General features: G+C 66.9%; 22 protein-coding genes and 4 pseudogenes. 9 read left to right on the top strand and 17 right to left on the bottom strand.

Features of this window, described 5'->3' with window-relative positions; genetic code table 11:
* Positions 1-174 precede the first annotated feature (174 nt).
* Genes Y694_RS10075 through Y694_RS10060 form a run of 4 tightly spaced genes read right to left on the bottom strand, consistent with a single transcriptional unit; the run spans position 175 to position 3,216 of the window.
* Complete coding sequence (locus Y694_RS10075) at positions 175-957, bottom strand: SDR family oxidoreductase (RefSeq protein ID WP_036232004.1); 783 nt, start codon at positions 955-957, stop codon at positions 175-177.
* Positions 954-1,655, bottom strand: coding sequence for an LPS export ABC transporter periplasmic protein LptC (gene lptC / locus Y694_RS10070; RefSeq protein ID WP_011831380.1), 702 nt, complete (start codon positions 1,653-1,655; stop codon positions 954-956). The genes Y694_RS10075 and lptC overlap by 4 nt, the downstream gene beginning before the upstream one ends.
* On the bottom strand, positions 1,652-2,257 hold the full coding sequence (locus tag Y694_RS10065) for an HAD family hydrolase (protein WP_036232001.1): 606 nt from the start codon (positions 2,255-2,257) through the stop codon (positions 1,652-1,654). The genes lptC and Y694_RS10065 overlap by 4 nt, the downstream gene beginning before the upstream one ends.
* Positions 2,257-3,216: an SIS domain-containing protein gene (locus Y694_RS10060; RefSeq protein ID WP_049820848.1), complete on the bottom strand. Its 960-nt coding sequence runs from the start codon at positions 3,214-3,216 to the stop codon at positions 2,257-2,259. The genes Y694_RS10065 and Y694_RS10060 overlap by 1 nt, the downstream gene beginning before the upstream one ends.
* Before the next feature lie 175 nt (positions 3,217-3,391).
* Here Y694_RS10060 and Y694_RS10055 point away from each other — a divergent pair.
* The 3 genes and pseudogenes from Y694_RS10055 to Y694_RS10045 all read left to right on the top strand — a co-directional run bounded on the left by Y694_RS10055 (position 3,392) and on the right by Y694_RS10045 (position 6,634).
* Positions 3,392-5,388: pseudogene (locus Y694_RS10055) on the top strand (monovalent cation:proton antiporter-2 (CPA2) family protein).
* Positions 5,389-5,410: 22 nt separating this feature from the next.
* On the top strand, positions 5,411-6,013 hold the full coding sequence (locus Y694_RS10050; RefSeq protein ID WP_036231998.1) for a histidine phosphatase family protein: 603 nt from the start codon (positions 5,411-5,413) through the stop codon (positions 6,011-6,013).
* A gap of 81 nt (positions 6,014-6,094) precedes the next feature.
* A complete protein-coding gene (locus Y694_RS10045) occupies positions 6,095-6,634 on the top strand; it encodes an adenine phosphoribosyltransferase (RefSeq protein ID WP_036231995.1) in 540 nt (179 codons plus the stop codon).
* A 26-nt stretch (positions 6,635-6,660) separates the two neighbouring features.
* Here Y694_RS10045 and Y694_RS10040 read toward each other — a convergent pair whose 3' ends face one another.
* The gene (locus tag Y694_RS10040; RefSeq protein WP_036231993.1) at positions 6,661-7,122 is read right to left on the bottom strand and encodes a cyclic nucleotide-binding domain-containing protein; all 462 of its coding nucleotides are present in this window, start codon (positions 7,120-7,122) and stop codon (positions 6,661-6,663) included.
* A gap of 545 nt (positions 7,123-7,667) precedes the next feature.
* Between Y694_RS10040 and Y694_RS24195 the strand changes: the two genes are divergently transcribed.
* Complete coding sequence (locus Y694_RS24195; RefSeq protein ID WP_152543561.1) at positions 7,668-7,982, top strand: hypothetical protein; 315 nt, start codon at positions 7,668-7,670, stop codon at positions 7,980-7,982.
* 63 nt (positions 7,983-8,045) lie between these two features.
* Positions 8,046-8,540, top strand: a complete 495-nt coding sequence (locus Y694_RS10035) for a hypothetical protein (RefSeq protein WP_036231990.1) — start codon at positions 8,046-8,048, stop codon at positions 8,538-8,540.
* An 84-nt stretch (positions 8,541-8,624) separates the two neighbouring features.
* Here the strand turns inward: Y694_RS10035 and Y694_RS10030 are convergent, their stop codons facing one another.
* Genes Y694_RS10030 through Y694_RS10020 form a run of 3 tightly spaced genes read right to left on the bottom strand, consistent with a single transcriptional unit; the run spans position 8,625 to position 10,497 of the window.
* The gene (locus Y694_RS10030) at positions 8,625-9,722 is read right to left on the bottom strand and encodes a tyrosine-type recombinase/integrase (RefSeq protein ID WP_051495691.1); all 1,098 of its coding nucleotides are present in this window, start codon (positions 9,720-9,722) and stop codon (positions 8,625-8,627) included.
* Complete coding sequence (locus tag Y694_RS10025; RefSeq protein ID WP_036231988.1) at positions 9,703-10,206, bottom strand: helix-turn-helix domain-containing protein; 504 nt, start codon at positions 10,204-10,206, stop codon at positions 9,703-9,705. Before Y694_RS10025 ends, Y694_RS10030 begins: the two co-directional genes overlap by 20 nt.
* A 3-nt stretch (positions 10,207-10,209) precedes the next feature.
* The gene (locus tag Y694_RS10020) at positions 10,210-10,497 is read right to left on the bottom strand and encodes an AlpA family transcriptional regulator (protein WP_036231986.1); all 288 of its coding nucleotides are present in this window, start codon (positions 10,495-10,497) and stop codon (positions 10,210-10,212) included.
* A 138-nt stretch (positions 10,498-10,635) separates the two neighbouring features.
* On the opposite strand from Y694_RS10020, the gene Y694_RS10015 reads away from it, so the two are divergent.
* Entirely contained in the window at positions 10,636-11,433 is a 798-nt protein-coding gene (locus Y694_RS10015; protein WP_036231983.1) for a PKD domain-containing protein, read from the top strand.
* A 283-nt stretch (positions 11,434-11,716) separates the two neighbouring features.
* On the opposite strand, the gene Y694_RS10010 is transcribed toward Y694_RS10015, so the two are convergent.
* The 6 genes and pseudogenes from Y694_RS10010 to rpmH form a co-directional block, all read right to left on the bottom strand.
* Positions 11,717-12,841: a site-specific integrase gene (locus tag Y694_RS10010; RefSeq protein ID WP_231497619.1), complete on the bottom strand. Its 1,125-nt coding sequence runs from the start codon at positions 12,839-12,841 to the stop codon at positions 11,717-11,719.
* A 271-nt stretch (positions 12,842-13,112) separates the two neighbouring features.
* Positions 13,113-14,525, bottom strand: coding sequence for a tRNA uridine-5-carboxymethylaminomethyl(34) synthesis GTPase MnmE (mnmE, locus tag Y694_RS10005; RefSeq protein WP_036232015.1), 1,413 nt, complete (start codon positions 14,523-14,525; stop codon positions 13,113-13,115).
* Positions 14,526-14,615: 90 nt separating this feature from the next.
* Positions 14,616-16,275 (bottom strand): annotated as a pseudogene (gene yidC / locus Y694_RS10000) (membrane protein insertase YidC).
* Positions 16,272-16,634, bottom strand: a complete 363-nt coding sequence (gene yidD, locus Y694_RS25725) for a membrane protein insertion efficiency factor YidD (protein WP_409072476.1) — start codon at positions 16,632-16,634, stop codon at positions 16,272-16,274. The pseudogene yidC and the gene yidD overlap by 4 nt, the downstream one beginning before the upstream one ends.
* 96 nt (positions 16,635-16,730) lie before the next feature.
* Positions 16,731-17,066: pseudogene (locus Y694_RS26485) on the bottom strand (ribonuclease P protein component); the annotation flags it as partial.
* A 24-nt stretch (positions 17,067-17,090) separates the two neighbouring features.
* Complete coding sequence (rpmH, locus tag Y694_RS09990) at positions 17,091-17,225, bottom strand: 50S ribosomal protein L34 (protein WP_011831400.1); 135 nt, start codon at positions 17,223-17,225, stop codon at positions 17,091-17,093.
* 323 nt (positions 17,226-17,548) lie between these two features.
* On the opposite strand from rpmH, the gene dnaA reads away from it, so the two are divergent.
* From dnaA to gyrB, 3 genes are all read left to right on the top strand, one after another.
* Positions 17,549-19,093, top strand: a complete 1,545-nt coding sequence (gene dnaA / locus Y694_RS09985) for a chromosomal replication initiator protein DnaA (RefSeq protein ID WP_231497617.1) — start codon at positions 17,549-17,551, stop codon at positions 19,091-19,093.
* A 92-nt stretch (positions 19,094-19,185) separates the two neighbouring features.
* The gene (gene dnaN, locus Y694_RS09980; protein WP_011827603.1) at positions 19,186-20,292 is read left to right on the top strand and encodes a DNA polymerase III subunit beta; all 1,107 of its coding nucleotides are present in this window, start codon (positions 19,186-19,188) and stop codon (positions 20,290-20,292) included.
* Between the two features lie 96 nt (positions 20,293-20,388).
* On the top strand, positions 20,389-22,944 hold the full coding sequence (gyrB, locus tag Y694_RS09975) for a DNA topoisomerase (ATP-hydrolyzing) subunit B (protein WP_011827604.1): 2,556 nt from the start codon (positions 20,389-20,391) through the stop codon (positions 22,942-22,944).
* Between the two features lie 180 nt (positions 22,945-23,124).
* Here gyrB and Y694_RS09970 read toward each other — a convergent pair whose 3' ends face one another.
* From Y694_RS09970 to Y694_RS09960, 3 genes and pseudogenes are all read right to left on the bottom strand, one after another.
* The gene (locus Y694_RS09970; RefSeq protein ID WP_036231980.1) at positions 23,125-24,177 is read right to left on the bottom strand and encodes a metallophosphoesterase; all 1,053 of its coding nucleotides are present in this window, start codon (positions 24,175-24,177) and stop codon (positions 23,125-23,127) included.
* A 32-nt stretch (positions 24,178-24,209) separates the two neighbouring features.
* The gene (locus Y694_RS09965) at positions 24,210-24,731 is read right to left on the bottom strand and encodes a hypothetical protein (protein WP_036231978.1); all 522 of its coding nucleotides are present in this window, start codon (positions 24,729-24,731) and stop codon (positions 24,210-24,212) included.
* Positions 24,732-25,102: 371 nt separating this feature from the next.
* Positions 25,103-26,546: pseudogene (locus Y694_RS09960) on the bottom strand (restriction endonuclease); the annotation flags it as partial.

Genomic DNA, 26,546 nt, shown 5'->3' with positions numbered 1-26,546 from the left:
CGGCGGTTATGGCGGCGGCGGTGGTCGCAGCGGTGGTGGTGGCGGTTACGGCGGCGGCGGCGGTGGCCGCGGCGGCTACTGAGAGCCCCCATCGCACGAGCCGGTCGATGCCGGCTTCCGGGATTCCTCAAAGGCGGTGGCGCTTCGGCCCACCGCCTTTTGTCTTGGCGGGCCCTATTCGCCCTGGCGCTTCTTGCGGCCCCGTCCGACCAGCGCACGGTCCAGCACGGCGTTCGGGAGCAGCCGCATCAGCTTGGCGACGATCCCCATCTGCCAGGGGATCACGCGGTAGCTGACGCCGGCCCGGATCGCCGCCACGGCGCGCTCGGCAAAGGCCTCGGGCGTCATCAGGAAGGGCATGCCGTAGCGGTTGCCGGCAGTCAGCGGCGTCGCCACGTAGCCGGGCACCAACGTCACGACCCGGATCCCGAACACGCGGCACTCACCGCGCAGGCTCTCGCAATAGCTCACCACGCCCGCCTTGCTCGCGCAGTAGGCGCCGTGGCCGGGCAGGCCGCGGATGGCCGCGACGCTCGCCACTCCCACCAACGTGCCCGAGCGCCGCTCGCGCATCGGCTTCACGAAGGGCTGGAACGTGGCAGCCATGCCAAGGTTGTTGGTCTCGAAGGTGGCGCGGATCACTTCCAGGTCTTCGTACTCCGCGGTATCGACGCCGATGCTGATGCCGGCGTTGGCCACCACCACGTCGGGTAGGCCCTGGTCCTGAAGGCACGCGCGGCCGGCCGCGGTGATGCTCGCCACGTCGCGCACGTCGGCCGCGTAGACCGCCCAACGTTCAGCTGGCCAGCCACGGGCACGGCACCAGGCCTCGATCTCGTGGGCGCGGCGCGCTACCAGCGCCAGACGGTAGCCGGCCTGCGCGAAGCGGGCCGCCAGGGCCTGGCCGATGCCGCTCGACGCCCCGGTGATGAAGACCAGCGGCGCGGCGGAACTCACGGCGCCGCCTGCGGCGTGGCGAGCAGCTCGCCGCTCACGCGACCGCTCAGCTGGCCGATGCGGTCGAGGTGGCTGTAGTCGAGGCTGCCGGCGCGCATCTCACCGCGACCGGTGAACAGCGTCACCGGCAGGTGCGAGCGCACCCGCTCCGTCTCGGTGAACAGCTCGAGAAACTCGCCGCGGATCTCGAGCCGTGCCGACGGGCCTTCGCCCGGGCCCGGCTCGCGGATCACGCGCGCGCCGCCGGTCAGCCGCACCTGGGTCGCATCCCCGTTGCTCAGCGCCCGCTGCGCGCTGCCCAACGTGACGCGACCCGTCTCGTCGACCGCCCGCAGGCGCACGCCTTCGACCTCGATCGTGTCGGTGTCCGGGTAGTGCTGCATCACGTCGCCTTCGAGCCGCGAGCGCAGCGCGCCGCTCGGCGTGTAGCTCACGACGGAAAAGCCGCGCATCGTGTAGTCCGGCTCGTGCCTCAGCGCCTGGGCCGCCTTGGTGTCGCCCGGCACCGGGGTGTTTTTCACCAGCCACCAGCTCAGCGCCGCCAGCGCGCCCATCAGCAGCACCGGCAGGTAGCGCAGCAGGTGATCGAGCGCGCGCGCGGTCCACGGGCCGCCGACCGCCTCGCGCGCGCCGCCCTGCGGGGCCAGCGGCAGGAGCTCGGCGAACGGCGGCTCGGGGCTGTCGCCGCGATCGGTCATGGGGATGGCCCCGCCACCGTGCCGCTGTCCAGCGTGGTGAGATGACCCTGCAGCAGGCCGGCGTAGCGCCCGCTCGCCACCAGCATCAGGTCGCAGAACTCGCGCGCCGCGCCGTGGCCGCCGGCCAACGTCGTCACGTGGTCGACCCGCGCGCGCACCTCGGCATGCGCGTTGGACGGCGCCGCCGCGAAGCCGGCCCGCACCAGCAGCGGCAGGTCGGGCCAGTCGTCGCCGATCGCCGCCACCTGGGGCCAGTCCAGGCCCAACGTCGCGAGCAACGCGGTCGCGGCAACCAGCTTGTCGTGGGCACCGTAGACCGCGTGTGCGATGCCCAGATCGGCCACGCGCCGCCGCACCGCCGGTGAATCGCGGCCGGTGATCACCAGCGGCGCGATGCCGCCCTGCGCCAGCAGCTTGAGGCCATGGCCGTCGAGCGAGTTGAAGGCCTTGACGGTCTCGCCGTGCTCACCGATGTACAGCCGCCCGTCGGTCAGCACGCCGTCGACGTCGAAGATCGCCGCGCGCAGTCCCTGCGCCTTCAGCAGCAGCGACGGCGCGAACTGCAGCGTCGCCCGGAATTCGCGCCGGCTCTGCTCATCCATCAGATGACCTTCGCGCGCAGCAGATCGTTGATGTTCAGCGCACCGACCAGCACGCCCTGGGCATCGACCACGAGCACACTGGTGATGCGGTGCGTCTCCATCAGGTCGGCGGCATCGACGGCCAGTGCGTCGTCGCGCACCGTGCGCGGCGCCGGATGCATCACCTCCGCGGCCGTCAGCGCGCGTAGGTCGCCGCCCTTCTCGATCAGGCGGCGCAGGTCGCCGTCGGTGAAGATGCCCTGCACGCGGCCGGCGTCATCGACGATCGCTGTGGCGCCCAGGCCCTTCGCGCTCATCTCGCGCATCAGGTCGGTGAACGCCGTTGCCGGCCCCACGCTCGGCACCGCGTCGCCTCCGCGCATCACGTCGCGCACGTGCGTCAGCAGCTTGCGCCCCAGCGAACCGCCAGGATGCGAGCGCGCGAAGTCTTCCTCTTTGAAGCCGCGGGCATCGAGCAGCGCGACGGCGAGGGCGTCACCCAGCGCCATCTGCGCGGTGGTGCTGGCCGTCGGTGCCAGGTTCAGCGGACAGGCCTCCTGTGCGACCGCGCTGTCGAGCACCAGCTCGGCATGGCGCGCGAGGTTGGAGTCGGCCCGGCCGGTGATCGCGATCAGCATGACGCCCAGCCGCTTGAGCACCGGCAGGATGGCCGCCAGCTCGTCGCTCTCGCCGGAGTTCGAGATCGCCAGCACGATGTCGGACGGGGTCACCATGCCCAGGTCGCCGTGACTCGCCTCGGCAGGGTGCACGAACATCGCCGGCGTGCCGGTCGAGGCCAGTGTCGCGGCGATCTTGCGGCCCACGTGGCCGCTCTTGCCCATGCCCATCACGACCACGCGGCCGCGGCATACCAGCATGGCCGCGACCGCCCGTGCGAACGCGTCGGCCATCGGCCCGACGATGCGCTGCTGCAGTGCGCCCAGCGCCTGCGCCTCGACCGCCAGCGCCTGCGCGCCCATCTTGACGCTGCGCTGCGGGGAATACGAGGAGGAAGAGGAAGAAGAAGCGGAGGGTGGCGTCACAGGGTGCGCCCCGGGCTCGCGCCGCAGGGCCTTCGGTAGCATCGGATGATTCTAGGCGCCGCCCCCCATGCGGGTCGCCGCCCGCGGCACCGATCCTGCAAGCCCCCAACGGATGGCCTCTTCCCTCGAACTCGCCCTGCTCTACCTCGTGGCCGCGGTGCTCAGCGTCGCGGCCTGCCGGTCGCTGAAGCTGCCGCCGATGCTCGGCTACCTGGCCGCCGGCGTGCTGATCGGTCCGAACGCGCTGGCGCTGGCACGCGACTCCGTCGGCGTGCAGTACCTCGCCGAGTTCGGAGTCGTGTTCCTGATGTTCGTCATCGGGCTGGAGTTCAATCTGCCCAAGCTGCGCAGCATGCGCACGCTGGTGTTCGGCCTCGGGCTGTCGCAGGTGTCGCTGACCATCGCCGCCACCGTGGCCGGCAACGCCCTGCTGGCCTGGGTCTTCTCGATGGCCGGCAAGTCCTGGGGGCTGGGTTGGCAGAGTGCGATCGCGCTGGGCGCGGCGCTGGCCATGAGCAGCACCGCCATCGTGGTCAAGATGATGGCCGAGCGCATCGAGCTCGAGACACCGCATGGCCGCCGCGTGATGGGCGTGCTGCTGTTCCAGGATCTGGCCGTGGTGCCGCTGCTGGTGCTGATCCCGGCGCTCGGCGAATCGGCCGGCGACATGACGCGCGCGCTGCTGTTCGCCGGGCTCAAGGCCGCCGTGTTGCTGACGCTGCTGCTGGTGGGCGGCCAGCGCGTGATGCGCTGGTGGCTCACGCTGGTGGCCCGCGGGCGCAGCGAGGAGCTGTTCATCCTGAACCTGCTGCTCGTCACGCTGGGCCTGGCCTGGCTGACCGAGCACGCCGGCCTGTCGCTGGCTCTCGGCGCCTTCATCGCCGGCATGCTGATCGCCGAGACCGAATACAAGCACCAGGTCGAGACCGACATCCGGCCCTTCCACGACGTGCTGCTCGGGCTGTTCTTCATCACCATCGGCATGAAGCTCGACTGGCGCGCCATCTGGGACCAGTGGATGGTGGTGGCGGCGATGACAGTGCTGCCGGTGCTGTTCAAGTTCGGCCTCGTCACGCTCCTGGCGCGGGTCTTCGGCGCGCCGGCCGGTGTGGCGCTGCGCACCGGGCTCTATCTCGCGCAGGCCGGCGAATTCGGCTTCGTGCTGCTGGCGCTGGCCACGCAGAGCCAGTTGCTGCCCGAGCGCCTGCAAAGCCCGGTGCTGGCGTCGATGGTGCTGTCGATGCTCGCCACGCCCCTGCTCATCGTCTACAGCAACCGCATCGTGATGCGGCTCGCGGCCAGCGACTGGCTGCTGCAATCGGTGGCGCTGACCAGCATCGCCACCAAGTCGATCCATGCCGAGGCGCACGTGATCATCTGCGGCTACGGCCGCAGCGGTCAGAACCTCGCGCAGCTGCTGAGCACCGAGCAGATCCCTACGTCGCGCTCGACCTCGACCCCGACCGCGTGCGCCAGGCCGCGGCGGCCGGCCAGAACGTGGTGTTCGGCGACGCGGCGCGGTTGCAGAGCCTGATGGCGGCCGGCCTGGCGCGCGCGACGGCCGTGGTGATCAGCTACCACGACACCCCCTCGGCGCTGAAGATCCTGCGACTGGTGCGCGAACACGCCCCCACGGTGCCGGTCATCGTGCGAACCCTCGACGACAGCGACCTCGAGCCGCTGCAGGCTGCCGGCGCGACCGAGGTGGTCCCGGAGGCGATCGAGGGCTCGCTGATGATGGCCTCGCACGTGCTCGCGCTGGTTGGCGTGCCGATGCGGCGCGTGATCCGGCTCGTGCAGGACCAGCGCGACGCGCGCTACGGCCTGCTGCGCGGCTACTTCCACGGCGCCGACGACGACACCGTCGAGGAGCTGCAGCAGCGGCGCCTGCAGAGCGTCACGCTGTCCGAGAGCAGCGCCAGCCTCGGCCGAACGATCGTCGAACAGGCGCTCACCGAACTGCAGGTGCAGGTTGTCTCGCTGCGCCGCGCCCACGGCAACGTGGTGCATCCAGACGATGCCCTGGTGCTCGCCGCCGGCGACACGCTGGTGCTGTCGGGCCGACCCGAAACGCTGGCCCGCGCCGAGGCGCGGCTGCTGCGCGGCTGAGCGGCTGAGCGGCGGGTCCACCATGCCGTTGTCTCGCCGCACACTGCTGCTGAACGCCACGCTGGTGAGCACCGCGCCGGCAGCGCTGCTCTTCTCCCGGTCGGCCGCAGGTGTGGAGGCGCTCGACCTGCCCGATCTGGCTCAGGCGCTGCGCGCCGGCGCCGTGGTGGCCGCGTTCCGCCATGCCTACGCCCCCGGCACCTTCGATCCGCCGGGCTTCACGCTCGAGCAGTGTGCGACCCAGCGCAACCTCGACGACGCCGGGCGCGCCCAGGCCCGCCGCATCGGTGCGTGGTTTGCAGCACAGGGCCTGCAGCCGTCGGCCGTGAAATCGAGCCCGTGGTGCCGCTGCATCGAAACGGCCACGCTCGCGTTCGGCACGGTCGAACGCTGGGCCGCACTCGGCTCGGTGCGCACAGGAACCGACGCCGCTTCGTCGCAGGTCGCCGCGCTACGGCAGGCGCTCGCGAAGGTGCCCGCGGGCCGTTTCGAGGTGTGGGTCAGCCACCAGTTCACGCTGAGCGCGCTGCTCGGCAAGAGCACCGCGTCGGGCGAAGGTCTGGTGCTGCGCGCGGCGCCCGGCGGCGGGCCGCCAGTGCTGCTCGGGCGCTTGCCGCCGGCCTGACATCGCCGCTCGTCGGCAGGGCTGCCGATAATGAATGACCGGCATCCCCCAAGCGTTTCAACTCACCGCCACGCCACCCGCATGGACGACCGCAGCCTGATCCGCCAGACCATCCGCACCGTGCCCGACTGGCCGTCGCCGGGCGTGCAGTTCCGCGACATCACACCACTGCTGCAGAGCCCGAAGGTGTTCCGCGTGCTGATCGACCAGTTCGTGCACCGCTACTTCGACCTGCGGCCCGACGCGATCGCCGGGCTCGACGCGCGCGGTTTCATCATCGGCTCGGTCCTGGCCTACGAACTCAACATCGGCTTCGTGCCGATCCGCAAGAAGGGCAAGCTGCCCTACACCACCGTCGAGGAAAGCTACGAGCTGGAGTACGGCTCGGCCGCGGTGGAGATCCACACCGACGCCGTGAAGGCCGGCGACCGCGTGCTGCTGATCGACGACCTGATCGCCACCGGCGGCACCATGATGGCCGGCAAGCGGCTGCTCGAGCGCCTCGGCGCCACGGTGATCGAAGGCGCGGCGATCGTCGACCTGCCGGAACTCGGCGGCGCCGCCAAGCTGCGCGCCGCCGGCCTGCCGCTGTTCACGCTGGTGTCCTTCGAAGGACACTGAGCGTCATCGGCGGGCCGCTTCGATGCTCAGGTGATCGGCGTCTGCCGCGCGATGTTGCCGCGCATGCGCAGCGCCATCACCGACCCTGCCGCGCGCAGCACCTCCAGAGCGATCACCGGCACACGGGCGCACAGTTCCTCGAAACGCGGCAGGCGCAGCGCCCACACCACGCTGGCCGTCATCGCCTCGACCGAGGCGGTGCGCTCGCCGTCGGCGAACAGTCCGGGCTCGCCACACATCGCGCCGGGCCGCAGGATCGCGATCTTGTTGGTCGTGCCACCGGTCGCGTAGACCTGCAGCGACCCCTGGCCCAGGAAGTAGAGCGTGCGATCCTGCTCGCCCTGCTTGAGCAGCAGCTCGCCGGAGCGGATCTCGTGGCGCGTCAGGTACTGCGTGAAGGTACGCCATTGCTGCGGGTCCAGCCGCGGGCGGAACGCGTCTTCGGCGTTCAGCGACTGGATCACGTGGATCAGTTCGTCGGTGGTCATGGCGTTGTGGATTCGAAGCCTGAGCGTGAACCGATTATCGGCACGTCGGACGCGCAAGCCAAACGCGCGCTTCGGGGAGGATCGCCATGCGGAACGTGAAGTGCGTCACTTCGATGCAGAAAATAGCAATCCCTTGCTAAGCCGCATGAATGCTTGTTTCGGGCCTTTCTCTACGCGCACTTGGACCCAAACTTGGACCCAGCAACGCTGGGTGACCGAAAACACGTTACCCGCCGCCACCTAGTCCCAGGACAGCGGGCCTGGTGGTGCCCAGTCCACAACTCGTTGTTCAAACGAGCTGGGAGCGATGCGCAGCGCGCCGATCCTGGGGGATCGATCACGCAAGGCAGTAGAGGCTCGGAAGCGACGGTTCCGTCGACTTCCTGTGGCGGTACTGTCGGCTCGTTCCAGTCGAGATGCTCGGTAGCTGCAGCCATAGCCGAGTCTACGTCGCCCCCCTTTCGCGGCAAGCGCCTGCCAGGCGCCCAACCATGGCGGAGGGCATCGTAAGCATCGAGCGCTAGCATGGGTCCAAGGGGGCGGACATGCTGCGCGACACCTCACCGACCGCAATTGTTCTGAATGGCCAAGCCGCCGATGACAAGCGCGTGGCGGTCATTTATCGATGCCGGCTGAAACCGGAGCAGCTCACGGAAACCGACCACCCAGACATCAAGTTCTGCGATCAATGCCAGCAGAAGGTGTTCAAGATCACGGACTTCGACGGGTTCGAAAAAGCCGTCGCGTCGAAGGGTTGCGTATGGGGCCTGTCAACATCCGGTCGCCCTCCGATAAGGCGAAAGAGATGCGGTTCCTCGGTGGGCCGGGACTCACGGACTACTTCGCAGATTCGGCCTTGACGTGGGACGACTGAGCCGGTCGGCCACCTCGCCCGATAGAGCAGTCAGGTCAAGGGGCCTTGGATGAACGACGAAGACCCGGACCCTTGGTACGCCGAGGCCGACGCGATGGAGCTTCGCGCGATCGACTTCGACGTTGCCGATAGTGCAGAACTGCCCGCCGAGCTGAGCCACCACGCGATCGCAGCGGAACTCGACCCCGACTTCGACCCGGAGTTCGACGCGTGGCTCGAGTGGCTTATGCAAGATCCCGAGGTGCTGCTGGTCCTGGAGCAATGCAGCACCGAGGGCATATTGCTCCCGTGGGACATGCGTGGTGCGCGGTTGCTTACGGCACCGGCAGATGCCATCGACCGGCTTCATTGGTTCTGGGACCATTGCCCCAAACACCTGTATGTGATCCTGTCGCACTTCGTCTTCTGGCTGGTCCGGGCCGAGCGCGCTCGAAGGCGGGGCACGCCCGACTGGTCACCACGATCAGCGCCGCCGCCCCCGGATAAGGAAGAGCGCGCATTCTTCCGGCCAGCGCGCTTTGTGACACGTCGGTACGGTCGATGACAGCGGTTCAATCGGCCTGCCGGGTCGGTCAGTTGGTGCTTTGTGGCAGGTCGGGTGTCAATGGGTTGCTTGGCGCCGCCACGTTCAATCCACGGCGCTGCATAGCCCGGAGCAATGCCTCGGCCATGTCATCGCACGAACCTCCAACGGCCGCTGAGGCTGGTTACCCAACGACCGAATGATCTCCGCCTGCCGCTGGGTCGCCACCGTCCCGTAGCTGATGAAGGTCGTCAGCACACCCTCGTGCCCCAGGTTCTGGCTCCACGACTTGAAGTGCTCCGTCGACTGGCACACCTGCTGCCCGAGCAGCACCAGAGTGCTGCGCAGGCTGTGCGGGTTGTAGTACGGCAGCCCCGCCGCCTGGAACGCCTGCTTGAAGATCGCCCGGATCGGCGCCGCCGTCGCCCACGCCTTGCGCTCGATGCCGACCGCCTCGAACTGCAGCCGATCACCCAACTCGACCCGCGTCGCCGGGAACAGCGGGTCGTCGTTGCCCCACAACAGGTCTCGGCGCAGGTGCTGCACCCAGTCGTCCACGATCCGCCGGATCTCGTCGCCCACCTGGAAGAAGAAGGTCGTAAAGGTCTTGCTGAACTTGGTCTTCACGTCGCGCGCGTCCTGGAAGACGCTGCCAGCTTCCAAGTTCACATGCTTGAGCTTCAGGCTGGCCAGCGCGCTGTCGCGGGCGCCGGTCAGCAGCGCGAAGGCCAGCAGGGCGCGGTTGCGCTGCTCGATCTCGCTATTGGCCGGCATGGTTCCAATGACGTGCTTGACCTGCTCCAGCGTCGGTACCGGCCGCTCGCGACGCGCCCTGGCCACCCGGGAGTCCTTGTCGGAAAAGCTGAAGTACTCGGCATCTGAGTACCGAAGCTTTGACCGATAACCCGGCTGCAGCGCCAGCCACTGGAAGAAGCGCTTCAGGTGCGCCAGCGTGGCGTACTGGGTGGCCTTGCTCAACTTCTCGCCGGTCGTCTTGCTGTCGCGGTCGGCCAGCCGCCGCTTGAACGCCACCGCTTGCTCGAAGTGAAAGGCCTTGAAGTCACGATACTGCGTGTCGGCCTCGAAGCGCGCGATGGCCTTGGCCGCGGCGTCCACCGAGTCCTCGCTCTGGCCCTTCGCCTCCTTCAGAAGCACGAAGTACTCGCGCTTGATGCGCTCGTTGTCAGGGTGGTGTTTTCGCATGGTCGGTTCCGTACTGCACGAAGTCACTGTTCAGGGAGGGCAGAGCGCTCTCGTCTATGTGCTCCCGCGCCTGCGGGAGCATGACGCTCAAGACGCCCTGAACCAGCGGCAACTTGGCCTGGCTCACGCGGCGGTTGAGGCCCGCGCCGCAGCACCCGCACAGGCCCACCAAGTTGCCCTGCGTCGGCGTCAGCGGGTGGTAGCGCACCACGCCCCCGGCCGGCGCCCGTGGCTCACGGCAGCGCAAGCAGTAGATCTCGCCCGGAGCGCACGACCGTTTGTTCGCCGTGCGCCGAATCTGCAGATAGTCGGCCAAGTGGCTGCCCAGCACCAGCAACGGGCGACGCTGATCGATGGTCGGCAGGCCGCGGCCGATCCAGGCCCGCACCGTGTTTCGGTGCACGCCGTACAGCTTGGCGATCTCCTCCACCGTGTAACTACGGTGGATCTTGGCCAGCCGCGGGTTCAGCCGGGTGGCGGGCACGGCCTACTCCAGCGCGGACGCCGCTGTCCCGGCATCGGCCATCAGGCGGTTCGCCTCCAGTTTCAGCACCAGTGCGCGGATCTGCTCGTCAGTCTTGCCTGCGATACGCGCCGCGTTCAGCGCCAACACATCGCCCGAAGGCCAGCCTACAGCCCTTGCTCCCAGGCTGACGGGTTTGGTCCACAGCCCTTGCGAGATACGCAGGTAGATCGTGGAACGTGAGTAGCCGGATTCCGCCTCCACTTGCGTGCGCCGCAAGATGGCCCGTGAAGATTGCAGTTGATGCGCCATGTTCGCCCCTGTTAGGCGCTCCCGGCCTATCCGGGAACATGGCTTCGCATCATTCGCATATCGGCGCCAATGAATAGGCGCAGTGGACTGCGCAGACTCGGTACCAGGAACCCGCCAACGGCCTCGAACCCCGCGCCGATGCTCGCGATCGTGGGTGTCGGGAACTACGTGCGCGGGCCTGGTGGCAACCCATCGGCGCGCAGGATTGTCGCGATCTTGTCGGCCATCCTGGCATTCGAGTTCGAGATGGGCCTGTTCCCTGCGGTACTGGAAGAGGCCCGAAGCAAGGGCATCGACCTCAGCCCGAAGTACATCCCCGCCGAGGTCTTCGACAAGCGGGCGGTGGACAAGGGCCAGGTGGTCTTCCACGACATCAGCTTTGTCGAGGCCAGCCCCCGCTACGACAAGAAGAACAAGCTTGCCGTGAGCATAGAGCTGTCCGACTTCTCCGTGTACTACACGCAGGGGGCGGCAGAGGCCGCGATTGCCGCCTTGAAGGAAGGTAAGAGCGAAGTGATCTGCGAGCAGGGCCAGCTCTACAAGATCAGCAAGAACAAGGAAGGCGTGGTGAATCGGGAGCGGCTGACCAAGCACTGGACCGACTGGGTGGACTACTGGGCCGTGGACTTCGACTACCTGCAACGCAAGGAGATCATCAAGGTTCCCGTGGGCACGGGCATTGGTGGCGTGGCCAGCTTGGAAGGCTTCGAGCCGCCCCAGGGCGAGTTGAAGCTGCCCGAGTTCGAGGAGCGGTGGACGGGCGGCTACATCTTCGAGAACGAGTGGCAGAGTTTTCGCACCCGCCAAAGCCGCGTCCTTGACCTGACCACGGCCGTGCACACTTACGACCGCCCTGGCCGCTACACGGTGGCGGTAAAGGTGATAGACATCTTCGGCAACGACACCATGACTTTGGTGCCCGTGAACGTCGGGTGAATGACCACCGGGACGCCGCAGTTCACCATCGCAAGGGGAGTACCCGCTGTACAACTTGCGCCTCAACGACCCCGATGTTCCCGACTACGATTAACTCGAATCGCTTCGCTGTCGGCGCCGCCGTACACTCCGCCTCGACACGCGCCTAGGCTGAACCATCCAGGGGAATTGGACCCCGCCGATCGTAGCCAACGCGCGTGTCCGCCTGCGGTCTAGCGAGTTTCCCAAAGACGCAGCAACACTACTTCGCTCGGGCGCCCCAGGCGTACTCTGTAGTGCAGCGTCAGGCCACCTGCTTGAACCGACCCAGGACGACTTGACCGGTCGTCATCAACTGGTCGATGTAGTCCGCCCAGAACTGCAGCATCTCGCGCCGCTGCGGCTCGTACTCGGCGCGGTTGTAGACCCCGCGCACGCCACCGATGGTGTGGTTCAGCGCCTTCTCCACCACGTCCGACGCCCAGCCGTTCTCATGCAGCAGCGTGGAAGCTGTGCGGCGCAGGTCATGGATCGTGAACGCTGGGATGTCCTGCCCTGCCAGCGCGATCTTCAAAGCGTTGTTGATCGCGTTGTGTGCGAAGGGTTTGGTCAGGCTGCCCCGGCCCGGCATCACCAGTTCACTGCCGCTGGCGAGCGCCTGAAGTTCCTTGAACAACGCGAGCGACTGCCGCGACAGGTAGACGATGTGGGGCTTACCGGTCTTGGAGTGCTCGGCCGGGATGTGCCACTCTGCCTTGTCGAAGTCCACATGCGCCCAGCGCGCCAGCAGCAACTCCGACTTGCGCACCATCGTCAGCAGGATCAGGTGCAATCCAATCTTGAATTGGCGGCGGATATTGGACTCGAACGCGGCCTTCAGGAAGCTGCGGACCTCATCCGGTGCTAGCGCGCGGTCGCGGGACTTCGATCGGTGGACATGGCGCATTGGCAGCGCCAGCACCGGGTTCACTGTCACCAGCCCGGCCGTCATCGCGTAGTCGAAGAGCCGCTTCAAGACGCCGCGGATACTGCCGGCCGCAGCGTCGAAGCCCTCGTCCTTCTTCTTCCAGATGATGGCCCGCACGTCCTCGGTGGTCACGCCGCACACCGGTTTGGCACCGATCGCCGGCACGATGGCCTTGTCGAAATAGCGGCGCGGGATGGTGATGTCCTGCCGGTCCTTGGCGACGATCTCGCGGAGGAACCGCTCGCCGAACTCGGACACGGTGGTCGCGTCGGCTGCCGCCCGCTTGGCCAACTGCTTCTGCTTGGCCGGCGACTTGTCCATTGCCGCAGTCTGTGCCGCCTCGTCGCGCTTCAGCCGCGCGTTCTTCAGAGTCAGCGCGGGGTACTTGCCCAGCGTCAGCTTTTCCCGCTTGCCTGCCACGCGGTAGCGATAGCGCCAGACGATGCCGCCCGTCGGGAACACCTCGACGTACAGCCTCGCTCGTCGGCCACGGTGTAGGCCTTGTCCTTGGGTTTCAGGGCCTTCAGGGCCGTATCGGTGAGCGCCATGTGCACCTCGCTGGGTCCAAGTAGACGGTCTGCCCGGGTCCAAGTAGCTACTTGGACCCAAACTTGGACCCAGCAGGGCTCGGCTGCGGGTGGGTCCAAGTGGACAGTGTAGGAGCATCTACCGCTTGTCTGACAGGCACTTAGGTGCGCTGTTTAGATTCCGGTGGACTGCTTTGGACTCGATCCTACTTCCCGATGCAGAACCTGCTGAAGATGTCTCCCAGCAACTCGTCCGGCGTGTAGCGGCCGGTGATCGCACCGAGCGCGTCGTGCGCCAGCCGCAGCTCCTCGGCCAGCAGGTCGAGGGCGGCGTCGGCACGGTCCGCCAGCTGCCGCGCGCGCACCAAGTGCTCGGCCGTGGCCTGCAGCGCCTGCAGGTGCCGGGTGCGGGCGATGAACACACCCTCGCTGCCGGCCTGCCAGCCGGCCAGCTGCAACAGCCGGTGGCGCAGCGTGTCCAGGCCCTCGCCGGTGCGCGCCGACAGCCGCAGCGCCTGCGGCGCCAACGCGGCAGCGCCAGCCGCGGCCGCGTCGGCCTTGTTGTGCACATCGAGCACGTGCACGCCGGCCGGCAGGCGTTGTTCGATGTCGCGTTCCGCAGCGTCGTAGCCCGGATCGCCGGCACGCGTGAGGTCGTGCAGGAAGATCACCGCATCGGCCTCGCCGATCGCGCCCCAGCTGCGCTGCATGCCGATGCGCTCGACCTCATCGCGCGCATCGTCCTCGGCACGCAGGCCCGCGGTGTCGACCACGTGCAAGGGCACGCCCTCGATCTGGATGGTCTCGGCGACCTTGTCGCGCGTGGTGCCGGCGATCGGCGTCACGATCGCCAGTTCGGCGCCGGCCAGCGCGTTCAGCAGCGAACTCTTGCCGACGTTGGGCTGCCCAGCCAGCACCACGCGCAGGCCCTCGCGCAGCAGCGCACCCTGCTTCGCCCGCGCCAGCACCGCGTCCAGTGCCTCGGCGATGCGGGCGAGCCGGCCGCGCGCGTCGGCCTTCTCCAGGAAGTCGATCTCCTCCTCGGGGAAATCGAGCGTGGCCTCGACCAGCATGCGCAGCTCGATCAGCCTGTCGCGCAGCGTGTCGACCTGCTGCGAGAACGCGCCGGCCAGCGCCCGGCCAGCCGAGCGGGCCGCGGCCTCGGTGCTGGCGTCGATCAGGTCGGCCACCGCCTCGGCCTGGGCCAGGTCGAGCTTGTCGTTCAAGAAGGCGCGCTCGGTGAACTCGCCGGGCTCGGCCACACGCAGGCCGCGCAGGCGCGGCAGGCCACTGCGCGCATCGGGCTGCGCGGCGGCCTCGAGGCAGCGCGCCAGCAGCAGCTGCAGCAGCACCGGGCCGCCGTGCGCCTGCAGCTCCAGCACCTCCTCGCCGGTGTAGCTGTGCGGCGCCGGAAAGTGCAGCGCCAGGCCCTGGTCGATGGCCTCGCCCTGCGCGTCGAGGAAGGGGCCGTAGTGGGCATGGCGCGGCTGCAGCGCGCGTCCGCACACGGCCTCGATCAGCGCGCCGAGTCCGCGCCCCGACACGCGCACGATGCCCACGGCGCCGCGCCCAGGTGCCGTCGCGATCGCGACGATGGGATCGTGGTGGCGGGGCAGCAGCATGAGCGCGATTGTCGGCCCCGAATGCAGGACGCCCCGCAAGCGGGGCGTCGTGGCGGGGTGGCCCGGGCGGGCCAACGACGACTTAGATCAGTTCACGCCCAGCCGCCGGTTGATCACCCACTGCTGCGCGATCGACAGCAGGTTGTTGGTGATCCAGTACAGCACCAGGCCGGCCGGGAAGAAGAAGAACATCACCGAGAACACCAGCGGCATGATCCACATCATCTTGGCCTGCATCGGATCCGGCGGCGTCGGGTTCAGCCAGGTCTGCAGCAGCGTGGTGCCGGTCATCACGATCGGCAGGATGAACAGCGGGTCGCGCACCGACAGGTCGGTGATCCAGCCCAGCCAGGGTGCGTTGCGCATCTCCACGCTCGACAGCAGCACCCAGTACAGCGCAATGAACACCGGCATCTGCACCAGGATCGGAAGGCAGCCGCCGAGCGGGTTGACCTTCTCCTCCTTGTAGATGCGCATCATCTCCTGCTGCATCTGCTGCGGCTTGTCCTTCAGCCGCTCGCGCATCTCCATGATCTTCGGGTTGATGGCTTTCATCTTCGCCATCGACGCATAGGCCTTGGCGTTGAGCCAGTAGAACGCCGCCTTCAGCAGCACCACCAGCGCCACGATCGCCCAGCCCCAGTTGCCGATCAGCTTGTGCAGCTGGTCGAGCAGCCAGAACAGCGGCTTCGCGATGATCGTGAACCAGCCGTAGTCCTTCACCAGCTCCAGGCCGGGGGCCAGGGTCTCGAGCTTCTTTTCTTCCTGCGGGCCCACGAACAGCACGCTGTCGAACTGCTTGCTTGCGCCCGGGGCGATCTCTCCCAGCGGGAACAGCTGGCCCACCGCGTACAGGTTGACATCGATCTTGCGCGTGTAGAACTCACGCGGCGCCTTGTCGTTGTGCAGCCAGGCCGAGAAGAAATAGTGCTGCACCATCGCGACCCAGCCGTTGTCGGCGGTCTTGTCGTGCTCGGTGTTGCCCTTCTCGATCGACTTGAAGTCGACCTTGTGGAACTTGCTGGCGTCGGTGTAGACCACCGGGCCGGTGAAGGTGCTGTAGAAGCTCGACTCCCCGGGGGCGCGTTGCCGTCGCGCACCAGCTGCACATAGAGCTGCGGCGAGAGCGCGGCGGTGCCGGTGTTCACCACGTCGTGGCGCACCTGCACCGCGTAGTTGCCGCGCTGCAGGGTCAGCGTCTTCCTCAGCTTCACGCCGCCCTGCTCGGGTGACTCGAACACCACCTCCAGCGCGTCCTTGCCCGCGGCCAGGCTGGTCTCGCCGGGCACCAGCGTGTAGGCCGTCAGGTGGTTGGGCAGATCGGGAGCGCCCACCAGGCCGGTCTGCGCAAGGTAGACGCGCTCCTTCGAGCGGTCGAACAACACCACGTTGCGAGTGCGGTCGTTCTGGTCCACCTGGGTCAGCAGCTCGGCATGCACCACGTCGCCGCCGCGCGCATCGAGCGTGAGCTTCAGAACGTCGGTGCTCACGGTCACGGTCGGCGCCGTGGCGGGCGGCGCCACCAGGGCCGGTGGTGCGCCGCTGCCGGCTGCCGGCGCCACCGCCGTGGCGGACGGCAGCACGACGAGGCTGGCGGCGTGACGCCGGGCGCACTGGCGGCCGCGACCGGCCGCGGCGCCGGCGCGAACATCGAGGGCTGGCCGGTGTGCTTGTTCCACGCGTCCCACAACAGGACGAGCGACATCGTGAACACCACCCACAGCAGGGTGCGGCGCATATCGGTCATGACGAGATCTCGCAGGGAGCGCGGGGTGCCGGCGCGGCCACCTCGCTGGAAGAGGAAGAAGAGGACGATTCAGCGACACGGCGACCGGTGAGCCAGCCGGGCGGCCGATCGGGAACCGGGTCGTGGCCCCCGGCACAGCCGGGATGGCAGCGCAGCAGGCGTCGCGTGGTCAGGTAGCTGCCGCTCAGTGCGCCGTGGCGTTCCAGCGCCTCGATCGAATAGACGGAACAGCTCGGTGTGAAGCGGCAGCCGCTGCCGAGCCAGGCGCTGAAGAACAGGCGATAGCCCTGCACCACCCCGATCAGCAGCCGCTGCGGCAGGCCAGCCAGCCAGGCCGCCGCCCCCGGCGCCGCGCTCATCGCCCGTGCCCCGGATGCGGCCGCGAGGAACAGCGTGGCCAACTCGCCGTGCACCGCGGTGCGGAGCGCGTGCGAGGCAGCGCTGGGGAACTGAGCCACCGGAAATGGGCTGCGCAGGCGCAAAACCCAGTCGCCCGCGCGCAAGCCGCCCGCCCCGCGCTGGAAGGCGTTGCGCCCTTGACGTTTGATCAGGCTGCGCGTCACGGCGCGGCGCGCATGGCGCTTGGGGATCACCAGGCCGAAACGCAGCGGTTCATCCACAAGTCCGTCGGACGCACCGGTCGCCGGTGTTGACAACTCCCCGGCGGCACCCTCTTTCGCGGTGGACAGGTGGTGCAGCACGAAGTGTTCGGTCCGGGCACAGGGCCGCTGGGCGAGCACCCGCTCGAAATCGGCAGCGCGCAACCCCGCGGGGGCGGTGGTGCGGCTCACGCGTCGCGAGCGGAAGCGGCTGGATCAGAGGCCCAGGCGCTTGCGGCCCTTGGCGCGGCGGGCATTCAGCACCCGGCGGCCGCCGCGCGTCTTCATGCGCACGAGGAAACCATGGGTGCGGGCGCGACGGGTCTTCGAAGGTTGGTAGGTGCGTTTCATGTGAGCCTCTGGCCCCTGGACGGGCAATGCGGGGGCATGGGGAACGTCGGCGTGCCGGGAAGCCGGTCTCGCTAAAGGCCCGGGTCCCGGCAATGCTGCAGTGAGCCTGCAGCGGCTCGAGCGCATTGCCCGACCCAGCCGCGTACCCGATGCGGGGAACCCAGGATTACATCAAAAATACCCTTTTCGGTCAACGACTTGCACCGAGAACCCTGCCTCCACGGCCGGTTCGTCAGACGCAAAACGACTGTGGATAACCTCTTCCCAGCCGCGCTTCGACCGCTAGAATCGTTCGGCTGAAGAAAGAATTGTCCACAAGAACGATGAGCGCCGACGTCTGGTCTCAAGGCTGCGAACGCCTGGCGACCGAACTGCCCGAGCAGCAGTTCAACACCTGGATCCGTCCTCTCCCCGCGGCCGAACTCGTCGATCGCGGCGATACGGCCGTGGCCACGCTGCGGGTTCCCAACCGCTTCAAGCTCGACTGGATCCGCAATCAGTACGCCGCGCGCATCGAATCGGTGTTGAGCGACCTGGCGGGCAAGCCGGTGCGTCTGGACCTGCAGCTCGCCGCACGCGAGGCGCCGCCGCGGCCTTCATCGGATGCGCCGCGCAGCAACGGCCATCCGCAGGCCGCCGGCCAGTGGCTCGGTGCCCCCTCGTCGTCGAACGCAGGGGCCTACACACAGGCCAGCGCGCCGACGCCGACGCACCGGCTCAACACCGCCCTGACCTTCGACACCCTGGTGCCGGGTCGCGCCAACCAGATGGCGCGCACCGCCGCGCTGCACGTGGCCGGCGCGCCGGGGGTCATGTACAACCCGCTGTTCATCTACGGCGGCGTGGGCCTTGGCAAGACCCACCTGATCCACGCCGTGGGCAACGCGCTGCTGCGCGACAAGCCCGACGCGCGCATCCTCTACCTGCACGCCGAGCAGTTCATCACCGACGTGGTGAAGAACTACCAGCGCAAGACCTTCGACGAGCTCAAGGCCAAGTACCACTCGCTCGACCTGCTGCTGATCGACGACGTGCAGTTCTTCGCCGGCAAGGAGCGCACCCAGGAGGAGTTCTTCAACGCCTTCGAGGCGCTGCTGGCCAAGCGCGCGCACATCATCATGACCAGCGACACCTACCCCAAGGGGCTGGCCGACATCGACGAGCGCCTCACCTCGCGCTTCGATGCCGGACTTACGGTGGCGATCGAGCCGCCCGAGCTGGAAATGCGCGTCGCGATCCTGATGAAGAAGTCCGACGTCGAAGGCACGCCGATGCCCGAGGACGTGGCCTTCTTCGTGGCCAAGAACGTGCGCGCCAACGTGCGCGAGCTCGAGGGCGCGCTGCGCAAGGTGCTGGCCTATGCACGCTTCAGCCAGAAGGACATCAACATCGCGCTGGCCCGCGAGGCACTGAAGGACCTGCTGTCGATCCAGAACCGCCAGGTCGGCGTGGAGAACATCCAGAAGACGGTGGCCGACTTCTACAAGATCAAGGTCGCCGACATGTATTCCAAGAAGCGCCCCGCCAGCATCGCGCGGCCACGCCAGATCGCCATGTACCTCGCCAAGGAACTGACGCAGAAGAGCCTGCCCGAGATCGGCGAGCTGTTCGGTGGTCGTGACCACACCACCGTGCTGCATGCGGTGCGCAAGATCGGCGGCGAGCGCGGCAAGAACACCGAACTGAACCAGCAGCTCCACGTGCTGGAACAGACCCTCAAGGCTGAAGCATGCGCATGCCGAGGCCGTCAAGTGACAAAGCTGGGGACAACTCCGGAACAAGCAGAGGGTCATCCACAGCCCGAGCCAGGCCACCAGAGTTGTTGTGGTCGGCTCCCGCGCAAACCGAGCCACGACCCACAGGGTTGAAGCCCAGCTAAGTGATTGCCGGAACAAGCGAAAATGGCCTTGTCCACACGAAGTGCCGGCCCCTACTAAAACGACTACCTGAAGAGGTTTAAATGATTGTCTTGAAGAGCCCGCAGGAAAAATTTCTGGGTGCACTGCAAGCCGTCGCCGGCATCGTCGAACGGCGTCATACCTTGCCGGTGCTGGCCAACGTGCTGATGCGCAAGACCGGCAACGCGATCGAATTCACCACCAGCGATCTCGAGATCCAGGTCCGCACCCAGGCCGAGTTCGACGGCGACGCCGGCAACTTCAGCACCACGGTCGGAGCGCGCAAGCTGATCGACATCCTGCGCACCCTGCCGGCCGACCAGAACGTGACGCTCAGCAGCGCGCAGAACAAGCTCACGCTCACCGGCGGCAAGAGTCGCTTCACGCTGCAGACGCTGCCGGCGGAAGACTTCCCGCTGGTGCAGGAGGCAGCTGATTTCGGCCCGGCCTTCAGCGTGCCGCAGAAGAGCCTGAAGGCGCTGATCGCCCAGGTGCACTTCGCGATGGCAGTGCACGACATCCGCTACTACCTCAACGGCATCCTGTTCGTCGCCGAGGGCAAGAGCCTCACGCTGGTGGCCACCGACGGCCACCGCCTGGCGCTGGCCCAGGCCACGCTCGATGTGGAGATGCCCAAGCAGGAAGTCATCCTGCCGCGCAAGACCGTGCTGGAGCTGCAGCGCCTGCTGAAGGACGAAGACACCGCCATCGAGATGCGCTTCGCCGGCAACCAGGCCAAGTTCGCGTTCTCGGGCATGGAGTTCGTGACCAAGCTGGTCGAGGGCAAGTTCCCCGACTACAACCGCGTGATCCCCAAGAACCACAAGAACCACGTGACGCTGGGCCGTGCGCCGCTGCTGGCCAGCCTGCAGCGCGCCGCCATCCTGACCAGCGAGAAGTTCAAGGGCGTGCGCCTGAACTTCGACCCCGGCACGCTGCGCATCGCCTCCAGCAACGCCGAGCAGGAAGAGGCTAAGGAAGAGCTCGAGATCGACTACGGCGGCGACGCCATCGAGATCGGCTTCAACGTCACCTACCTGATGGACGTGCTGGCCAACATGGGCCAGGAGATGGTCACCTTGTCGCTGCAGGATTCCAACAGCTCGGCTCTCGTCACCGTGCCCGAGCAAGGCGGGTTCAAGTACGTGGTGATGCCGATGCGGATCTAGCCCGCAACCCAGCCGACACCAGCACAGCGGGCCGCGAGCCCGCTGCAGCGTTTTTGAAGGGGCCGGTCCACCGGCCCCGTGATGGAAAAGAGCCCCATGAGCGACCCCAAGACCCCGCAACACGACGCCCAGAGCGGCGTCACGCAGCAACCCGTGCCGTCGGCGGAAGGCCATGCCATCTCCGTGGGTTCGGACGCGTCGGTGGCCTATGGAGAGGGCTCCATCCAGATCCTGGAAGGCCTGGAGGCGGTTCGCAAGCGGCCCGGCATGTACATCGGCGACACGTCCGACGGCACCGGCCTGCACCACCTCGTGTTCGAGGTGGTCGACAACTCCATCGACGAAGCCCTGGCCGGCCACTGCGACGACATCGTGGTGACCATCCACTCCGACAACTCCATCAGCGTCACCGACAACGGCCGCGGCATCCCCACCGGCGTGAAGATGGACGACAAGCACGAGCCCAAGCGCAGTGCCGCGGAGATCGCGCTGACCGAGCTGCACGCCGGCGGCAAGTTCAACCAGAACAGCTACAAGGTCTCGGGCGGGCTGCACGGCGTGGGTGTGAGTTGCGTCAACGCGCTCTCGAAGTGGTTGCGCCTCACCGTACGCCGCGAAGGCAAGGTGCACCTCATGGAGTTCCGGCGCGGCTTTCCGCAGGACCGTGTGCTGGAGATGCGCAACGGCTTCGAGGTCTCGCCGATGGCCATCGTGGGCGACACCGAGAAGCGTGGCACCGAGGTGCACTTCCTGCCCGACGAAGAGATCTTCACCAACATCGACTTCCACTACGACGTGCTCGCCAAGCGCCTGCGCGAACTGAGCTTCCTGAACAACGGCGTGAAGATCCGCCTGGTCGACGAGCGCAACGCCAAGGAAGACAACTTCGCCTACGCCGGCGGTGTGAAGGGCTTCGTGGAGTTCATCAACACCGGCAAGAAGGTGCTGCACGGCAACATCTTCCACGCGCTGGGCGACAAGATGAGCGAGTTCAACACCAACATCGGTGTCGAAGTGGCGATGCAGTGGAACGACGGCTACAGCGAACAGGTGCTGTGCTTCACCAACAACATCCCGCAGCGCGACGGCGGCACCCACCTCACCGGCCTGCGCGCGGCCATGACGCGCGTGATCAACAAGTACATCGAGGACAACGAACTCGCCAAGAAGGCCAAGGTCGAGATCGCCGGCGACGACATGCGCGAAGGGCTGGCCTGCGTGGTGAGCGTGAAGGTGCCCGAGCCCAAGTTCAGCAGCCAGACCAAGGACAAGCTGGTGTCCAGCGAAGTGCGCGGCCCGGTGGAAGAGATCGTCGGCAAGCTGCTCACCGACTACCTGCTCGAGAACCCGATCGACGCCAAGATCATCTGCGGCAAGATCGTGGAGGCCGCGCGCGCCCGCGAGGCCGCCCGCAAGGCCCGCGAGATGACGCGCCGCAAGGGCGTGCTCGATGGCATGGGCCTGCCCGGCAAGCTGGCCGACTGCCAGGAGAAGGACCCCGCGCTCTGCGAGATCTACATCGTGGAGGGCGACTCCGCCGGCGGCTCCGCCAAGCAGGGCCGCGACCGCAAGTTCCAGGCGATCCTGCCGCTGCGCGGCAAGATCCTGAACGTGGAGCGCGCCCGCTTCGAGAAGCTGCTCACCAGCAACGAGATCCTCACGCTCATCACCGCGCTGGGCACCAGCATCGGCAAGGACGAGTACAACCCCGACAAGCTGCGCTACCACCGCATCATCATCATGACCGATGCCGACGTGGACGGCGCCCACATCCGCACGCTGCTGCTCACCTTCTTCTACCGCCAGATGCCCGAGCTGGTGGAGCGCGGCCACATCTACATCGCCCAGCCGCCGCTCTACAAGGTGAAGCTCGGCAAGGAAGAGCAGTACCTGAAAGACGGCCACGAGCTCGACGCCTACCTGCTGCGCGTGGCGCTGCGCGACGCGCGGCTGGAAACCGGCGTGGGCGGCACCGTGCTGCTGGGCGACGCGCTGGAATCGCTGGCGCGCCAGTACGTGCTGGCCAACAACGTGACCGCCCGCCTGGCCAACTGGATGGACGTGGAGGCGCTGCGCGCCATCGCCGACGGCCTGGTGCTCAACCTCGACACCCTGGCCGATGCCGAAACCTCCGCCGCCGCGCTGAAGGCCGCGCTGCACGATGCCGACGTGAGCGCCGAATTCGACGCCCGGCTCGACAAGCACCTGCTCCGCATCAGCCGCCGCCACCACGGCAACACCAAGAGCAGCGTGATCACCGCCGACTTCGTGCACGGCGCCGACTACGAGGCCCTCAGCACCGCCGGCCTCGCCTTCAAGGGCCTGGTGTCCACCGAGGCCGTGGTGAAGAAGGGCGAGGGCGAGAAGCAGAAGGACGCCAAGGTGGCCGACTTCCGCGAGGCCATGGCCTGGCTGATGCAGCAGGCCGAGAACAGCGTGGGCCGGCAGCGCTACAAGGGCCTGGGCGAGATGAACCCCGAGCAGCTCTGGGAAACCACCATGGACCCCACGGTGCGCCGCCTGCTGCGCGTACAGATCGACGACGCCATCGAGGCCGACCGCGTTTTCACCATGCTGATGGGCGACGAGGTGGAACCGCGGCGCGACTTCATCGAGACGAATGCGTTGAGGGCGGCGAACATCGACGTTTGACGATCATGGATGCCGTAGGGCGCCAAATTAACTGCGACTCGCGCCACAGTTCTGCGACTGGCGGTCGTTAGTTGGTGCGACTGGCCTACGGTCTCCTGGGAAGCGTCAATCGCCGCCCACGAGCGATGTAGGTGACGGTTACATCTTGTCCCGAGCCGGAAGTGCGCCCGGTCGTGCGCTCTATACGCCGAAATTGGTGGTTCCCACGCGTTCGCCGGTTTCGGTCACCAGCACCTGTTCGGGCCACTGCAGGAGAGCCAGACGAGTGCGCGCCCCGGTCTGGCCGGTGAGGCGCTCTTGGTAGCGTCCTCCGGCGGAGTAGTCGACGCAGAACACCCTGCCTCGTGGTCCCAACCACGACAAGGGGTGAACGCCGTCGAACAGGTCCGGGTCGCCCTTGCCGAGATGTGCTCGATCCAGCGGCACGTACTGCCGCCAGTAGTGACCCACCACCACGGGAATATCCTCGACGTACTCGTCCCACCAGCGCACGCGCTCGGCGAAGCGCCACTGGCCGCTGGTGAAGAAGGGATGGATCGCTTTGCGCTCGATGCCCGAGGTGACGACGCGGAGTGGGTTCGCCATCTGACGGCGCTCGTCGCAATGTGCGACGGCGTCGAGCATCGGCAGCTCGAGCTCGGCGTCGTGGATGTTCCAGCGGGCTCGCTCCTGCTCGGCGCGGAGTAGCCATCCATCCGTTTGAAGCTGCGCCTCGGCCTCCGCATCGAACCACTGAAAGTATTCCCCTGCATGGTGGCCGGAGCTGAGCGAGGACAGACTCTCGACGGAAGATGTGTGCCAGGCGGCGTGAGTCACCCGCAGGTCGGGGCGTGACAACACGAGCGGAAGGGCGGCAAAGAAGCCAAGCATGTCCCGCCGCTCGGCCTCGGAGCTCAACAGCGCGCATGGCGCGAACCGGGCGTCACGCTCGCGCCGCTCATTCCAGAACCAATCGTTGCCATGCTTGCGCTCGCCGCGCAGCAGGTTCAGCTCGTGGTTGCCGAGAATCGCCAACGCGCGGCCAGCCTCGACCAGCTCTCGCACGAGACTCACCACACCGGGACTGTTCGGTCCTCGGTCGACCATGTCACCGATGAAGACGAGAGTGCGACCCTTTGGGTGACGCCCCGCAGCGTCATAGCCGGCTACGGCGAGCAGCGCCTTCAGCGCGTCGAGTTCACCATGGACATCACCAACGATGTCGAGCGGTGTGTCAGGCAGATCGCTATGCATGCGGCAGGCTTCCACTCAGCGCGGCGATGACCTTATGCCTCCCTTCGCTGGCGGTAGCGTTTGGCGTAGCCGTCCGCAAAACCCCAGTGTCGAAGTTCGTATCGAGACACGAGTAACTCGCCTAAATCGCGCTCAGCCGCATATCCGAGCTCGGTGTTCGCCAGTACCACTGCCTGCACGGTTGATCGAACGAAGCGTGGCAACTTGGCCAGTGCTCCCAACTCAGTCTCGAACCATTCCAGCCATGCTGCTCGATAGCGCTCGCCGCGGTCGGCCTCGGTCTCCAAGAGTCGAAGCTGGCCGCCATCGTCGTGCCCATGGCGAAAGGCGGCGGCCATGATGTCGTGCGCGTCCTGCAGCACGCGGTGGTCGACACTCTCGATGGCACGTGCTTCTTCTGCGATCACTACCTGCGCTTCTAGGATCTCTTCAGCGCGGAGCAACTCCGCGCGAGCTGCGGCGAAGAGCCGCGGCACCAGCTGCCAATACAGCTCGCGCTGCGCGTCCTTCAGCTGGTCGTTGTCGTCTGACGGGTAGGAGGTTCCGACGATCAAAGCTCAGGATCCTTTAGCCGCAGTGACTAAGTTCTCGGCACCGTGCCGCCTAATTACGTCGTGAATCTCCGTCGGCTGGAACGTCACGTCCATGCACCACGTTCCGAATCCACCTTTAGCATTCACAGCCTTGACGCAAAGTGCCAGCTCATAGCGCTCAACTACGTTCATCGAAGAGTCGCGCCGATCGGCTGCTCGGTATCGAACACGGGCTCGATGCTCACCACGTTCTGCGGTTCGACGTACTTGACCACGTGCTGCATGATGAGATCAATTCACAGCGACACTCGGATGCGCCGCCGCAACTCTAAGGCTCGAAGCGCACGACTACAACTCCTTTGCAACGACCGTGTCGTAGAGGCCGTAGTGCATTAGCCGCTGTGGCTCTCAATGCCTGTGTAACGAAGTGAGGCGTCCTCATACCGACGGAACGCGAACACCGCCTGATTCATGTGCTCGGTGTTGAACACCTTGAGGCGGACCAGCAGGTGGAAGTCCTTCACCGTCAGGCCGGTGACCGTGCGGAACAGGTCAGGCTCAAGCTTGGTGATCACGTCCTGGAGCGTGTTCTCACGGAAGTCGGTCAAGTACATGAAGGCCGGAATCCGCGTGGCGAACTTGATCAGCTTTTCCTGCACCAGTTTCCGCTTGGACTTGTACTCTTTCTCCTCGGCCGAGAGCTCGCGCTTCTCCTTGGTGGTCAGCCCGCCCTCCTTGGCCTTGTTCTTGAGCTCCTTGACCTTCTCGCTCTTGTTGATGATGGTCTCGATGATGTTGTCGCCGAGTGACCGCCAGCCCTCGATGCTCTCCACCGCCTTCATGGCATCGGGATCGTCGAGGATCCGGCGCAACGTGTTGTTGTCCACGTTCACCAGCAGCGCGCTCTCCCACTTGCGCGCCAGCAGGGTCGCCGAGGTACCAGCCATGGCGATGTCCAGAATGCCGCCGGCGTCAATCTGCGTCATGTTGGCGCCGTCATAGGCCAGCACCGGCAGGAACGACACGAGGTCCGCGACTGCGTTCTCTGGGTTGCTCTCGTTCGGCGACAAGCCGATGCCGTACTCGGAGACCTGGCGCAGTGCACGCGTCGGTGCGAAGTCGAACACGAAGCACACCGGCTTGAGGACTTCCTCCTCGTTGGGGTTGTCACCGTTGGGGTTCTTGATGGACCAAGGCGACTGCACCCGGAAGGCCGCCTGGAAGTAGCTCTCCGGCGACTTCAAGTTGCGAAGCATGAGGATCGAAGACCACTGCGGCACCGTCACGCCCGTGGTGAGCTTGCCGCACGAAAGCGTGATCGTCTTCGTGTCGAACCCGCCACCGATGGCCTCTCGCACAGGTGGCAGTGCATCGAGGCCTATCCCTGCGGAGGCACCCGCGGCCACAACCACGTCGTAATCGTGCCAGAAGACGTTGTGCTTCTCCGCCAGCAGGTTTGCCATCGCGTGGCAGGCCGCCACACTTGGGAGGTACCAGAACGAGTGCTGGAGATACGGCAACAGCCGGGCATCCGAGTAGGGGAACGGTGGCCTGGTGCCCACCTTCAGCAGCTCAGCTGCATGCGCGAGATGACCGCCCCGGATGATGTCGAGCCACTTCTGGACGTCGCTCTTGTGCTTGAACTCGGCGGCGGCGTCCGCACCGGTCGCCTCGAAGAACGCGTTTAGGTCGAACTCATCGAACTCGCCACCACTGGCCACCGCCAGCAGCTCGTCAGGCATCTGGTAGGTCAGCAACCGCATCTGCGGCAGTGCGCCGTAGGGATTGCGCTTGCCCGGATGACTATTGGCGAAAGCCTCCTTCGCATGTGCGCGC

It is taken from the genome of Methylibium sp. T29-B (assembly GCF_000576225.1).
Taxonomy (GTDB): Bacteria; Pseudomonadota; Gammaproteobacteria; order Burkholderiales; family Burkholderiaceae_C; genus Methylibium; species Methylibium petroleiphilum.
Note: the sequence above shows the minus strand (reverse complement) of the source record. Positions and strands in the feature narration are given on the sequence as shown.

Excerpts from the sequence above, each read along its gene's own strand:
- Y694_RS10030 (WP_051495691.1), bottom strand. The coding sequence starts at position 9,722 with ATGCGAAAACACCACCCTGACAACGAGCGCATCAAGCGCGAGTACTTC.
- Y694_RS09970 (WP_036231980.1), bottom strand. The coding sequence starts at position 24,177 with ATGCATAGCGATCTGCCTGACACACCGCTCGACATCGTTGGTGATGTC.
- Y694_RS10020 (WP_036231986.1), bottom strand. The coding sequence starts at position 10,497 with ATGGCGCATCAACTGCAATCTTCACGGGCCATCTTGCGGCGCACGCAA.
- Y694_RS10035 (WP_036231990.1), top strand. The coding sequence starts at position 8,046 with ATGAACGACGAAGACCCGGACCCTTGGTACGCCGAGGCCGACGCGATG.
- dnaN (WP_011827603.1), top strand. The coding sequence starts at position 19,186 with ATGATTGTCTTGAAGAGCCCGCAGGAAAAATTTCTGGGTGCACTGCAA.
- Y694_RS10015 (WP_036231983.1), top strand. The coding sequence starts at position 10,636 with ATGCTCGCGATCGTGGGTGTCGGGAACTACGTGCGCGGGCCTGGTGGC.
- lptC (WP_011831380.1), bottom strand. The coding sequence starts at position 1,655 with ATGACCGATCGCGGCGACAGCCCCGAGCCGCCGTTCGCCGAGCTCCTG.
- gyrB (WP_011827604.1), top strand. The coding sequence starts at position 20,389 with ATGAGCGACCCCAAGACCCCGCAACACGACGCCCAGAGCGGCGTCACG.
- Y694_RS24195 (WP_152543561.1), top strand. The coding sequence starts at position 7,668 with ATGCTGCGCGACACCTCACCGACCGCAATTGTTCTGAATGGCCAAGCC.
- dnaA (WP_231497617.1), top strand. The coding sequence starts at position 17,549 with ATGAGCGCCGACGTCTGGTCTCAAGGCTGCGAACGCCTGGCGACCGAA.
- Y694_RS10050 (WP_036231998.1), top strand. The coding sequence starts at position 5,411 with ATGCCGTTGTCTCGCCGCACACTGCTGCTGAACGCCACGCTGGTGAGC.
- rpmH (WP_011831400.1), bottom strand. The coding sequence starts at position 17,225 with ATGAAACGCACCTACCAACCTTCGAAGACCCGTCGCGCCCGCACCCAT.
- Y694_RS10045 (WP_036231995.1), top strand. The coding sequence starts at position 6,095 with ATGGACGACCGCAGCCTGATCCGCCAGACCATCCGCACCGTGCCCGAC.
- Y694_RS10065 (WP_036232001.1), bottom strand. The coding sequence starts at position 2,257 with ATGGATGAGCAGAGCCGGCGCGAATTCCGGGCGACGCTGCAGTTCGCG.
- Y694_RS10040 (WP_036231993.1), bottom strand. The coding sequence starts at position 7,122 with ATGACCACCGACGAACTGATCCACGTGATCCAGTCGCTGAACGCCGAA.
- Y694_RS10060 (WP_049820848.1), bottom strand. The coding sequence starts at position 3,216 with ATGGGCGCGCAGGCGCTGGCGGTCGAGGCGCAGGCGCTGGGCGCACTG.
- yidD (WP_409072476.1), bottom strand. The coding sequence starts at position 16,634 with ATGAGCGCGGCGCCGGGGGCGGCGGCCTGGCTGGCTGGCCTGCCGCAG.